This is a genomic window from Brevibacterium sp. FME37 (genome assembly GCF_014897485.1).
In the GTDB taxonomy this organism is placed as follows: Bacteria; Actinomycetota; Actinomycetes; order Actinomycetales; family Brevibacteriaceae; genus Brevibacterium.
Genome location: NZ_JABUYE010000004.1, coordinates 98,397 through 110,778, shown reverse-complemented (window position 1 = coordinate 110,778; position 12,382 = coordinate 98,397). Strand labels below are relative to the sequence as shown.

The window sequence follows — 12,382 nt, the reverse complement described above, 5'->3', positions numbered from 1 at the left end:
CCTCTAGTCAGCCCCAGGACCGGCCGCTAGGCACTAAGGTGGTTGGCGTGAATGAACTACAGCGCGAATATTACGCCTTCATCAACAACATGGACGTCCGCCTCGGCGCGTTCGTCCTCGCCGACCTGCCCGAGACCTTCGACAAGGAAGACGGGGAGACGGTGAAGTTCCCCAAGGACTTCGGCCCCAAATCCCTGCCGATGCTCGAACTCTTCGTCCTCTCCCGCTTCCCCACTCCCGACGATGTGATCGACCCGGAGAACCGCCGATTCGTCGAAGGCCTCATCCGCTACCTCGGCGAGACCTATCTCCGTGCGATCGGCGGAGCCTGGGACCACGACGAAGAGACCGGAAACGGGATGCCGTTCATCCGTCCGGATACCGAGGAAGGGCCGCTGAAGGGTGAGCCCATCCCGATTCTGGCGATCATCCTCGCCGCGGTCGACGCCCGTACTGCCGAGGTCTTCACGGCAGTCCTGAGCAAGGCTCGCGAGAATCTCGGCGGTGACGGTGAGCCGAAGCGCAGCTGCACCGGTCTGGCGATGGGGATGCTCACGGCTGAGAACTCCAGCGAGGAAGAGGTCGAGTTCCTCACCCGCTTCATCGGCACCGTGGAACCGGGCATCGCCGCCTGGACCCAGGAACAGGCCGACCCGTCCTCGTGGGAGTTCGGGCGCGAGGCGCTGGTGCGCTTGGGCAAGCAGCTCAAGGCCCGCTACGACTCGCGTGACGAGATGATGACGGAAGAGGAGACCGAGTTCGTCGCCGGAGCGATGCGCTTCATCGGTGAGACGATTCGGCGCATCGGCTTCGGACAGTGGCGCTACGGTGCCGACCTCGAACCCGATGATCCCCGCAGCAGGCAGCCCTTTGTGCGTTTCCGCGTCGGCGACCAAAACCTCGACATGGTGCCCTGGCGCTTAGCCCAGACGGCGCTTGAGGATTCGAACTCGATCGCCTCGGGCCTCGACACCATCATCTCGATGCGCGAAGAGGAAGCCGCGAACGAAGCAGCCGCCGAGGGTGACGGCGCCAAGTCAGACGACGCTGAGCCAGACGGCACCAAGTAAGGCAGCGCCGAGACGGACAAGGCCTGAGGCTGACAGCTCAGAGCTGATAGCGACGGTTGCCCTGCATCCCGTCCGCCGGTGAACCCGGAGCCAGGTCTAACTGCTTGCGCTTCGGGTCGATCTGCACGGTGACCAGAGTCGCCGAGCGATCCCCATAGGTGGCACCTGGATCCGGAGTGCAGGACACCGGCGCCTCGCCCGGACCGGTGGTCAGAAGGTCGGTGAGGTCGGCCGTCGACTCGGGGCCGCCGGATGTTCCCACTTGCTTGGCGTAGTCCTCGAGTCGCTGCTCGAGGTGAGCGTGACGGGCACGGGAGGTCGAGGTCGCATTGAGCTCGAGGCTGCCGGGGATGAGCTCGGGGTGCAGGAAGTGATTCGTGTGCAGCAGGAATCCCGCACCGGCTTCAGCACCCGGCTTCTCGCCCGGGATCGCGCTCGTGTCCCCGGCTCGACGCTCACGCTTCTCGGCGTTGGCGATCTCGACCTGGACCACCTCGTCGGCGGTGACCACCGTGATGATCGACGATGATGTGGTGGGTGCCGAGTGGATGATCTCGAGCGCCTCGGCAAGAGTGCTCGCCGTCGACAGGACCCGCTCGAGGATCATGTGGATGGGCACTCCCCCGGCCCCGTCGCCCTCGTGCTTGAGGATGTTGAGCAGGACGCCGACGCCGGCCTCGTTGAGTCCGATCTTGCCTAGCATCCCGTATTCGGCGATGCCCACGTGGCGCAGCTGCCCGGGCACGGCACCCACATCGTTGATGTGCCACAGTGTCGAGAAGTCGGCGGCCCAATCCCAGTTCTGCGCGGCCAGCGAGCTTCCGGGGCGGGTGAAGCTCACGGTCGAGCATTCCGTCGCCGAGGCCGGTGCCAGAGTCATGATCTCTGTGCGGGCGATGACCTCCATGAGTTCCTCGACGGGGATCTCAGCACCCTGCGCCACGGCTGCCACCTCCTCGGCGGCCTCCGGGGACCAGGCCTGGAGACGCGCGAGACTCGACGCGGCCGCGGCACGGACATCCGCCTCGGCGATGGACAGGAATTCGAAGTAGCGCCGGTAGCCGGCGATCGCGGACTCGATGCCCGTGCGCAGCTCACGCCCGCGCTGGGTGCCGCGCCGGAGGTGGTCGGAGGCTCGGACCATGAAGGTCTCGGGCCTGACCTCGGCTGCGGGAACGTATTCGGTGCTCATTGTCGATTCCTCTTCTCGCGCGGGCTCGTTCGTCTCACGACTGCGGGACGAGTGACCCCACTCCGACGTCGATGTCCAGGTAGTGCATGTGAGCGGCCGTTTCGGCCAGGGCGGCGAACAGGTTGAAGTTGTGCAGGGAGTCGAATCCGCGCGACCAGTGCAGGCCCTGGGCGATCGAGTAGACGCTGTGATCGTCGGTGGCGTCCATGCGTTCCGTGATCTCGTCCAGACGCTGCTGGTGATGCTCGACGAGTTCGCGTCGGCGATCGTGGAGACCCTGGAAGCGGAAGCCGTGTGCGGGCAGGACCGCCACCTCGGCGTCGAGCTTACCGATCTTGTCCAGGGAACCGAGATAGTCGCCGAGGCTGTGCGTGATCGCGCCGCTGTCGAGTCCGATGTTCGGGGTGATCGTCGGGAGCACATGGTCACCGGAGAACAGCAGCTGGCCCTCGTCGCGGACGAACACCGAATGCCCGTAGGTGTGGCCAGGGGTCCACAGCGCCCGCAGCGATCCGGACTCCAGCGGCAGTTCGGAGCCGTCCTCGAGGATGTTCACGGTGTCGGGCATATTGCTCATCAGCAGTGCGAAGTCATTCTTCGACCCGGCCTCGCCCTTGCCCTTCTTGCTGCCGACCTGGAGGCTTTCGACCTCGTCCCAGCGATCCTCGGGCACTCCGTAGGCGCGGGCGATGTTGATGCTCGGGTCGACTCCGGTGCCCAGGTCCACGCTCTTGGAGAAGAACTTCTTGATCGAGCGCAGGTCCTCGCCGTGCATGGCGACCCACATGTCGGGGTTCTTGTGCAGCAGTGCCGGAACCAGCCCGATGTGGTCGCGGTGGTAGTGGGTGATCGCGATCCCGTGGACGTTCGCGACAGTGAATCCCAGGGATCCCAGCGCCGAGGTGAGCGCCAGATACTGGTCCTTGCCATCCCAGCCGGGATCGATGAGGATCAGACCCGAACCGTCGGCGACGGCGTAGCAGTAGGTGTAGACGAGCGGGTTGTTCGGGATCGGGACGGGAATCGCCCAGACACCTTCGGCAACGTTCTCCACTTCGGGCAGGACTCTGTCCTTCCACGCCTTCGACTGTGCGGAGCTGAGTGATTCGATCGCCATTGTTCGACCTTGCCTTCTCTTCGTCGAGCATCATTGCCAATGCTGATCAACCTACTCTCTTTCCACAGTCACTGAAAAGTCGTTCGATAGGCGGGACAGGGAGGAGCGGTGGGGCAGCACCACCTCGGCGTCGGGATGGGCTTGAGGCCCTGTGTGAAGGGTCGCCCGGAAATCAGCAACCTGGGCTACTGGATTCGTTGCGAATGGCGCGATACAGGTGAAGTTATCGTTTCGTTTCGTGAGAATGATTGCGTTTTCGGTTGCACACGGGATAGCATCTATGGCGCAGATCACTTCCATTCCTGTGCTCACACGGGTCCGGATCCGATCGCTGCACCATCTAGCAAGACTCATTGTGGAGGATTGATATGGCCGCGTCAGGCTCACTGAAACGCAACCTCGGGCTGTGGTCCATCGTCGGGCTCGGCCTTGGATATATGACGCCGACGGTGGTCTTCGACACGTTCGGAATCGTGTCGGATGAAACCAACGGGGCGGTACCGTCGGCCTATCTCATCGCACTCATCGTCATGGTGTTCACTGCATTCAGCTACGGCAAGATGGTCAAGGTCTTCCCCACAGCGGGTTCGGCCTATACGTACACGCGAGAGACCATGAGTCCCGGCCTCGGCTTCCTGGTCGGCTGGACCTCACTCATGGACTACCTGCTGCTGCCGATGGTCAACTGCCTCATCGCTCGGCTGTATATGGAGTCCCTGGTCCCCGACGCTCCGCCGTGGGTGTGGGTGGTCCTCTACACCGTGATCATGACCGCCATTGTTGCTGTCTCCATGCGCGGAACAGCCAACCTCAACGGTGTTCTCCTGGTCTTCGCCGTCACAATGGTGACGCTCTTCTGCATTGTCGCCGTCGTCAACCTGACCAACGGCGATGGATCCGGAATCGTCTTCAGCGCCGAACCCTTCATGCACGAGGGCGTGCACATGTCCGCGCTGCTGACCGGCGCCACCGTCGTCTGCTTCTCCTTCATCGGCTTCGACGCCGTGACGATGTACACCAACGAAGCCAAGCATGTGAACCTCATGCCCAAGGCGATTCTGCTGACAGTCCTCGCAGGCGGCGCCATCTTCCTCGTCGCCAGCTACTTCGCCCAGCAGCTCTTCCCCGACAATTCGCAGTTCAATGTCGTCGACGATCCGCTGCCGGAGATCGGACTCCTCACCGGCGGCCCTGTCTTCATGGGCTTCTTCCTCGCCGCTGCCTTTGCTGCCACGGTCGCCTCTGGCCTGGCCTCCCATGCCTCGGTCTCCCGCATGCTGCTGGTGATGGGACGCAACGGGGTGCTCCCGCGCAAGGCCTTCGGCTACATCCACCCGAAGACGCACACCCCGATGTTCAACATCATCCTCGTCGGCGCGGTCTGCCTGCTGGCGATGTCGTTCAGCCTCGAGTTCATCTCCGCGCTGATCAACTTCGGGGCGCTTATCGCCTTCACCTTCGTCAACCTCACGGTCATCGCGCACTTCGCGTTCCGCACCAGGCAGGTCGTCGACGTCAAGTCAGCATTCAACTATGTGGTGCTGCCGGCCATCGGTGCGATTCTCACCGGCATTCTGTGGGTGAGCCTGCACGAGACCGCTCTCATCGGCGGAGTGGTGTGGCTGGCCATCGGCGTCATCTACCTGGCGGTGCTGACCCGCGGCTTCAAACGGACAGTCCGCAGCTTCGACGATCCTGAGGCCGATGCCGAGATGTCCGAGCCGGAGGCCAAACCAGAGGCCGAACCAGAGCCAGAGGCCAAACCAGAGTCTGTTTGAGGGTAGGGATGCGAAAAGCCCCCGCTCGCTATCGTTTTCACGATGCGAACGGGGGCCTTCACTTTGCGGAAGCGGTGGGATTCGAACCCACGGTACGTTGCCGCACAATGGTTTTCAAGACCATCTCCTTCGGCCGCTCGGACACGCTTCCAATGGTTCGCAATGAACCACGGCCTGCTCAGCGCGAGGCTGAGCCACAACAGTTTCTCATAAACCGATTGTCTTCTGCTAATCGATTCCCGCAGGACTGGAGTCAGTGCTTCCCCGTGCTGGTGTCCTGATCAGAAACTTCGGTGGGCAACTGCTCAGAATCATCGGTCGCCGACTTGTCGGAACCTTCAGGCTGTGGCTTCTCGTGCTTTCCCTCCTGCACGATGTGACGACCTGTCGAATCCGAATCTTCCGCGGCGGCACCGCGGGCAGCGAAGGTCGCGGGCACGGGTGAGACGACGAATTCGTCTTCTTCGTCCTCGAACTCCTCTTCGGCCGAGTCAGCCAGTTCAGCGGGGCTCTGACGGCGAATCTTGCTCTGCCTGGAAGCACCGACCGACGGTGCTGCCGGCTCCTGCTCGATGGTAGGGCGCGACTGAGGCTCGGCGGGCTCTGCGTCGTCCGAGGTCTCCGGCTCTACCGCGTCGTCCACCACCGAGGTGGTGTCGGCATCCGAGGTGGTGTCGGCGTCGGTCAGAGCGTCGTCGGCTTCGACCACTACAGCAGGCTTCTCTGCTTCCTTCTTGTCAGAATCCACAGCCTCAACCTCGGATGAAGAGTCGGAGTCGGGCTCAGCCGAATCATCGGCCTCAGCCGAGATGTCGGAAGCGACGTCGGCGGCAGCCGCAGGGGCCTGCGCAGGGACAGCTGGCGAAACAGGCTCGGATGGCGAATCAGCCTCGGCCGATTCGTTCACCTTGCCTGAAGCAGCTGCGGCGGTCGCGGGGACATTGGCCTCAGCCTCGGCGGGGGCATCACCGGAACGAGCCGGTTTGCCTTTGAGGACGAGACTTAGGGTCGACAGCGGAACCGAGAGCCAGTTGGGCCGGTTGCGCAGCTCGGTGACGACCTCCACAAGGAGCCTGTCGATGAGGGCCGCGCGCAGCACGGGATCGCCGAGGCCCAGGCTCTCGCCCCGGGCACGGGAGTATCCGCTCAGCAGCGAGTTCTGCACCTGCGATGCCCACAGGAACTCCGGAGAGTCGTAGATGGTCCGCAGCGCGGAGGCGTCATTGCCGAAGCCGTTGACGACGAGCCCGCCGTCTTCGGATTCGAGCTCGCCGGTCCGCTGCAGGCGAGCGAAACCAGCGGCATAGTCAATACTGCGCAGCAGGGCTACGAGGTCCAGTGCCACCGGCTTGGGATCCGAGTTCGTCGAGTCCGTGAACTTCACGACCGAATAGCCGTCGGTGCCGGAACTCACCACGTGATCGAGCGTCAGCTCACCGTGGATCTTCTGCAGCACACCGATCGTCTCGAGTGACTGCAGCTTCGCGCGGTGGGCACGCAGCTCGGGCACCAGAGAGTCCAGGGCCAGCGGGGCACGGCCCAACGCCCAGTCGATGCGTTCGATCCACTTCTTGGCCAGCTGCTTCGTCGGTTCTCCACGGCCTTCGACGATGCCGAATTCGGCAGCCATGTCCGAGTGGAGTTCGCCGATGCGGCGACCCATCTCCGCGGCCTGAGCGTTGTAGGCACCGATCGAACCGGAGTCAACGGCGCACACGATGTCGACAGCCTCGCGCCAAGCGGGTTCGGCGTCGACGTCGACATGGGACAGCAGCGCCATCGGAGCTTCCATCTCGGTGACTTCGAACATGTCGTACCACCGGCCCGAGCCCCAGCCGATGACCTCGGGAACGCTGCGGGAGCCAGCCTCGGTGAGCAGGACTGGAATCGTCAGCGATGACGGCATCCCGTTCTCCAGCACACGGAAGAAGCTGAGCTCCATCGGCTCGTACTCGTCGTGGATGATGACCGTTGACTTGGAGGCACCGGCGTCGGCGACCTCGATGGGTCGGATGTCGACGGGCAGCTCTTCACGGGTATCGGCGACCAGGGCAGCCTTCGATGGCTTCGGTGGAACTACCTCGGCGGGGGAACCGCTATGGGCAGTCGATGGCGACTGGGAGGGCAGGGTGTCCCGTGTTTCTGCCTTCTCCTGGCTGTGCCGCAGGGATTCGGTGCTCAGCTGGCCGCCGTCGAAGACCTTGCGCTTGGTGATCGCGTCGGCCATGAGGTTGACGAAGACGGGGTCTGCCGCGCCGTCGTAGACGTAGACGTGGCCCAGGGCCAGGTCGTCGATCTGACCGATCAGCGACTTGCGCAGGTGCATGTCTTCGACTCCGCGCAGTGAGAGCGGAATGTTGAGCCGGCGCAGGGTCGGTCCGTCACCGACAGAGATCACGGTCACGAGGCCGGCGAAACCGCCGAGCTCCTCGGCCTTGTATACGAAGGCGCGAGCCACCGACATCGGGGTGATATCGGGGTCGGTTCCGAAGTCTGCGGCGAGCTTGGGAAACCACGACTGCCGAGGTATCCAGCCGGCTAACAGTTGCTCCAGCTCACTGCTGATGGCCATGTCGCCTCCTTGAAGGAATTACGGGCATCTCCATCCAATCATGTTACGACCTTCGCGCTGTTCAGGGCGCACCAGAAATCATCAACTCAGCGCCACTTTCCTTCCCTTCAGCGCACCAGCAGACCACTGTCCCCGTACCGGTCAGCGGCCTGCCAAGTGTCCTTATCTCGGAACGACTTGCACAAGCGCAAGACAGAAGGAGCACAATGGAGTCGTGTTGAAAACAGACGAATCACCCCAGCAGCAAACACTCGCGAACGAGGTCGAAGCGGCCGCGACGCGAATTGCCGACTCCGTGATTAAGTCTCCCCTGCAGATTTCGGAGCGGCTCTCCGCCGCCACCGGTTCCACCGTCTACCTCAAGCGCGAGGATCTGCAGATGGTGCGCTCCTACAAGATCCGGGGCGCCTTCAACTTCATGCTCCAGCTTGATGAGACCGAGCGCGCCCGCGGCGTCGTGTGCGCCTCGGCGGGCAACCACGCCCAGGGCTTCGCCCGCGCGTGCAAGGAACTGGGCATCCAGGGCACCATCTTCGTTCCCAAGACCACGCCGAGGCAGAAGATCGAACGCGTACGCCACTTCGGCGGCGACCGGGTGACCATCGAAATCTCCGGCTCCACCTATGACGATGCATCAGCACTGGCCCACCGGTACGCCGAACGCAATGACGCCCTCCTCGTCTCCGCCTTCGATGACTTGCGCACCATCGCCGGCCAGGGAACAGTGGCTGTGGAGATCGCCGACCAGCTCCAAGCCGCCCCCGATTACATCATCGTGCCCGTCGGCGGCGGCGGAGTGATCTCCGGCATCGCCGCCTACGCGGCCGAGCACCTTCCCGACACCACCGTCATCGGCGCCGAACCCGCAGGCGCTGCCTCGATGATCGCGGCCCTCAAGGCCGGACGACCGGTGACCCTGGAGAACATCGACCCCTTCGCCGACGGCACCGCGGTCAAACGCGCCGGCGCCCTGACCTACGACATCGTCTCCGAACTCAACGTCGATGTCCGCCCCGTGCCTGAGGGCTCCGTCGCCACGGAGATGCTCGACATGTACCAGGTCGACGGCATCATCGCCGAGCCTTCCGGTGCCATCGCCTCGGCGGCCATCGGGGCACCCGGGACTGCCAAGCCGATCACCATCGAACCGGGATCGACTGTCGTGTGCCTGGTCTCCGGGGGCAACAACGATATCTCCCGCTACCCCGAGATCCTCGAACGCTCACTTGTCCACGAGGGCCTCAAGCACTACTTCATCGTCGACTTCCCGCAGGAGCCCGGCGCACTGCGTCGCTTCCTCAACGAGATCCTCGGCCCCGAGGACGACATCGCGATGTTCGAGTACGTCAAACGTTCCGACCGTGAGACCGGCCCTGCCTTCGTCGGCATCGAACTCGGCAATGCCGAGGACCTGCCGAACCTGCTCGAACGCATGGACGCCTCACAGATCGAGATCGAACGCGTGCACCAGAACTCGCCGATGTTCCGTCTCTTCGCTTGAGGTTCTTCGACTGAGAGCCTCGGGACTCAGTGCCTGAGGGCCTCGGGACTCAGCGCTGTCTCGCAGCACAGAGCGGCCCGGGCCGATCGTCGGGCAAACCACTAGAGTGGAATCATGCGAGCAATCACGATTTCTGAACCAGGCGGCCCCGACGTTCTCCAGATCACCGAGGAGCCGACGCCGGACATCGCAGCCGACGAAGTCCTCGTCACCGTCCACGCTGCCGGCGTCAACCGCGCAGATCTTCTGCAGCGTCAGGGATACTACGACCCACCGGCCGGTGCCACTCTGATCCCGGGTCTCGAGGTCTCGGGAACGATCGCCGAACTCGGTTCCGAGGTCACCGGCTGGAAGATCGGTGACCGTGTCGCGGCACTTCTCTCCGGCGGTGGCTACGCCGAGTCGGTGCCCGTCCCCGCCGGTCAGCTCCTTCCCGTTCCCGACAGCCTCGACCTCACCGAGGCTGCGGGCCTGCCCGAGGTTCTGTCGACCGTGCATTCCAACATCGTCGGCAACGCGAACATCCAGGCCGGGGAATGGCTGCTCGTCCACGGCGGCGGGTCCGGAATCGGCACGGCCGCTATCCAGATCGCTAAGCACCTCGGCGTGAAGATCGTCGTCACCGTCGGGTCCGAGCGCAAGGCCGAATTCTGCCGCGAACTCGGTGCCGATGCCGTCATCAACTACCGCGAAGAGGACTTCGTCGAACGCGTCCACGAGATCTGCGTGCGCTCTGACGGGTCCACCGGCGCCGACGTCATCCTCGACATCATCGGTGCGAAGTACCTGAAGTCCAACGTCAAGGCCCTGGGCACCGACGGACGCCTCGTCATCATCGGCATGCAGGGCGGGGCGAAGGCCGAGCTGAGCATCGCCTCCCTCATGCAGCCGCGCAAGTCGGTGGCGGGAACGACGCTGCGCGCACGTCCCAAAGAACAGAAGATCGAGATCGTCGCCGAGGTGGCCGCAGAGTTGTGGCCGGCCGTGATCTCCGGTGACATCCGTCCGATCATCCATGAGACGATGCCGCTGTCCGAGGCTCCCAAGGCACATACCGCTTTGGAAGAGGGCACGAGCATCGGCAAGGTTCTGCTCATCGCTGATGAGTCAGCGCCGACCACGAAGTCAGCGCAGCACGTCTGAGTTTCATCGAGGCTGAGGTCCAGCCTGGTTGAGCCTCATCGCAGGAGGAAGGTGTCCGATCATGTCCAGCAATCCCGATCAGTCCGAGAGCTCGTCCGATCAGCAGGGGGACTCCCCCACCCAGTCGGTGAGCCCCGCTGCGCAGTCGGCAGGCTCTGCCGGTGTGCCCGTCGACGAATCCTCGCCTGCCGAGGACTCCTCGTCTCAGGCCGATGTGTCCTCCCCTGCGAAGGTGATGCGGATCGGGACCATGGTCAAACAGCTCCTCGAAGAGGTCCGCAGCACCGATCTGGATGAGAAGGGCCGCGAACGCCTGGCCAAGATCCACCGCCGGTCGATCGACGAGCTCGAAGATGGGCTCTCCAAGGACCTCATCGACGAACTCGAACGCCTTGACCTGCCCTTCGACACGAGTGACGGACCTCCGACCAACTCCGAACTGCGCATCGCCCAGGCCCAGCTCGTCGGCTGGCTGGAGGGACTCTTCCACGGCATCCAGACCGCGATCATGGCGCAGCAGGCCATGGCACAACAGGGAATCGCGGGCCATGGCCAGCTGCCACCGGGAGTGGTGCCCCCCGGCGCGGCTCCCGGCGCGGCCGAGAACGAGCAGAAGCACGACGATTCCGACGTTCCTCGCCCAGGCAACTACCTGTGAAGAACATCTTCTCCCGTCGGGAAAAGTCGGCCGGTTCCTCATCGCGCAAGGGCCCTGACCAACAGTTCGGCACCGGACTCTGGCGGCACAACCGCGACAGGTTCATCCGCGCCGTCGACCGCTACTACACCACCTCCGTGGCCATCCACAAGCTGCCCAGCGACGGTCAGGGCACCTCCGCCGACGCGAACACGATCGTCGATGGGACGCAGCGCCTCAACGATCTGGTGCCCGTCGTCGACGAGGTCACCGCGTGGCTGCACGCCCACCATCCGGTCACCGGTCAGGTCGTTCCCAGCCACACCCGCAACGCTGTCGGCGACACCCCCGAACTGCTGACCAAGGCCTCATCGAAGGTCGCCGAGGCGGTGCTGGCGGCCTCGATGGCCCGCACAGAGATCATCGCCGGCAGACCAATCGAACCGAGTGCCAAGGCGACCGAACGTTTCATCTCCGATGCCGCACAGCTGCTCGAACGTGCCCAGGCCGCCATCGACGAAGGCCACGAAGCATGACGAAGGCAACGATGACACCGCCGGAGGGCTTCGACGTGGGCCTCGTGGCCAGCGATATCGACGGCACGCTCCTGCTCGATTGGAAACCCATCTCCAACGCGACGATCGATGCGATCCATCGTTGCCAGGAAATGGGCATCCCCTTCGTCCTCGTCACCGGCCGGCCGATCAGATGGCTGGAAGCGATCGCGGAACAGATCCCCGACCTCGGCCGCGTCATCTGCCTCAATGGGGCAGTTGTCTATGACATCGCCTCGGCGAGTGTGGTCTCGGCTCACACCATCGAGTTCACCGAGGTGGAGAAGATCATCGCCGCGATCACAGCCTCCCACCCGGAGGCGCACTTCGCGTTCGAAACACTGACCGGCGGCCTCGTCGACAAGAACTTCATCTCACGCAATCCGCGCCAGGCCCATGTCATGGAGGACCTGTCGGAGCTGGCCACACGGGACGTCGTGAAGATCCTCGTCAGCATCGGCTCCGACGATTCGCAAGCCCTCCACGATCTGCTCGACCCACTTGTCGCCGCCAACTGCCATGCCTCGTTCTCCGACCCGGTCAACGGACTCGTCGAACTCGCGCCGGCTGGGGTGACGAAGGCCAAGACGCTCGAAGAACTGTGCAAGCACCTCGGCGTGGCACGCGAGCAGGTGATGTCGTTCGGGGACATGCCCAACGACATCGAGATGCTGACCTGGGCCGGCCACGGTGTGGCCATGGGCAATGCACTGCAGTCGGTCAAGGACTGCGCGGCCACCGTCACCGACTCAGTCGATGAGGACGGCGTCGCCCGCTACCTGAACGCAGTGCTCGACGCCCGCACCTCGCGCTGAGCG

At 63.9% G+C, this 12,382-nt stretch carries 10 protein-coding genes and 1 tRNA gene; 7 read left to right on the top strand and 4 right to left on the bottom strand.

Annotated features, from left to right (window positions below):
* Nucleotides 1-47: 47 nt before the first annotated feature.
* Nucleotides 48-1,070 carry a hypothetical protein gene (locus INT29_RS06545; protein WP_096146279.1) on the top strand — a complete coding sequence of 341 codons (1,023 nt, stop codon included), beginning with the start codon at nucleotides 48-50 and terminating at the stop codon, nucleotides 1,068-1,070.
* 37 nt (nucleotides 1,071-1,107) lie between these two features.
* On the opposite strand, the gene INT29_RS06540 is transcribed toward INT29_RS06545, so the two are convergent.
* Complete coding sequence (locus INT29_RS06540; RefSeq protein WP_096159829.1) at nucleotides 1,108-2,262, bottom strand: C45 family autoproteolytic acyltransferase/hydolase; 1,155 nt, start codon at nucleotides 2,260-2,262, stop codon at nucleotides 1,108-1,110.
* A 34-nt stretch (nucleotides 2,263-2,296) separates the two neighbouring features.
* Nucleotides 2,297-3,379 carry an MBL fold metallo-hydrolase gene (locus INT29_RS06535; RefSeq protein ID WP_069600953.1) on the bottom strand — a complete coding sequence of 361 codons (1,083 nt, stop codon included), beginning with the start codon at nucleotides 3,377-3,379 and terminating at the stop codon, nucleotides 2,297-2,299.
* A gap of 368 nt (nucleotides 3,380-3,747) precedes the next feature.
* Between INT29_RS06535 and INT29_RS06530 the strand changes: the two genes are divergently transcribed.
* Nucleotides 3,748-5,157 carry an APC family permease gene (locus INT29_RS06530; protein ID WP_069600954.1) on the top strand — a complete coding sequence of 470 codons (1,410 nt, stop codon included), beginning with the start codon at nucleotides 3,748-3,750 and terminating at the stop codon, nucleotides 5,155-5,157.
* A gap of 66 nt (nucleotides 5,158-5,223) precedes the next feature.
* On the opposite strand, the gene INT29_RS06525 is transcribed toward INT29_RS06530, so the two are convergent.
* Nucleotides 5,224-5,308 (bottom strand) — tRNA-Ser (locus INT29_RS06525).
* Between the two features lie 102 nt (nucleotides 5,309-5,410).
* Nucleotides 5,411-7,729 (bottom strand): maltokinase N-terminal cap-like domain-containing protein, encoded by a 2,319-nt coding sequence (locus INT29_RS06520; protein ID WP_096159831.1) that lies wholly within the window; start codon nucleotides 7,727-7,729, stop codon nucleotides 5,411-5,413.
* Nucleotides 7,730-7,943: 214 nt separating this feature from the next.
* Here INT29_RS06520 and ilvA point away from each other — a divergent pair, with 214 nt between their 5' ends.
* The 5 genes from ilvA to INT29_RS06495 all read left to right on the top strand — a co-directional run bounded on the left by ilvA (nucleotide 7,944) and on the right by INT29_RS06495 (nucleotide 12,379).
* A complete protein-coding gene (gene ilvA, locus INT29_RS06515; protein WP_009882576.1) occupies nucleotides 7,944-9,230 on the top strand; it encodes a threonine ammonia-lyase IlvA in 1,287 nt (428 codons plus the stop codon).
* Between the two features lie 114 nt (nucleotides 9,231-9,344).
* Complete coding sequence (locus tag INT29_RS06510) at nucleotides 9,345-10,373, top strand: NAD(P)H-quinone oxidoreductase (RefSeq protein WP_096159833.1); 1,029 nt, start codon at nucleotides 9,345-9,347, stop codon at nucleotides 10,371-10,373.
* 61 nt (nucleotides 10,374-10,434) lie between these two features.
* Nucleotides 10,435-11,031: a proteasome activator gene (locus INT29_RS06505; protein WP_096159835.1), complete on the top strand. Its 597-nt coding sequence runs from the start codon at nucleotides 10,435-10,437 to the stop codon at nucleotides 11,029-11,031.
* On the top strand, nucleotides 11,028-11,546 hold the full coding sequence (locus tag INT29_RS06500) for a hypothetical protein (RefSeq protein ID WP_096159837.1): 519 nt from the start codon (nucleotides 11,028-11,030) through the stop codon (nucleotides 11,544-11,546). The genes INT29_RS06505 and INT29_RS06500 overlap by 4 nt, the downstream gene beginning before the upstream one ends.
* Complete coding sequence (locus tag INT29_RS06495; RefSeq protein WP_226841697.1) at nucleotides 11,543-12,379, top strand: HAD family hydrolase; 837 nt, start codon at nucleotides 11,543-11,545, stop codon at nucleotides 12,377-12,379. Before INT29_RS06500 ends, INT29_RS06495 begins: the two co-directional genes overlap by 4 nt.
* The last annotated feature ends 3 nt before the right edge of the window (nucleotides 12,380-12,382 follow it).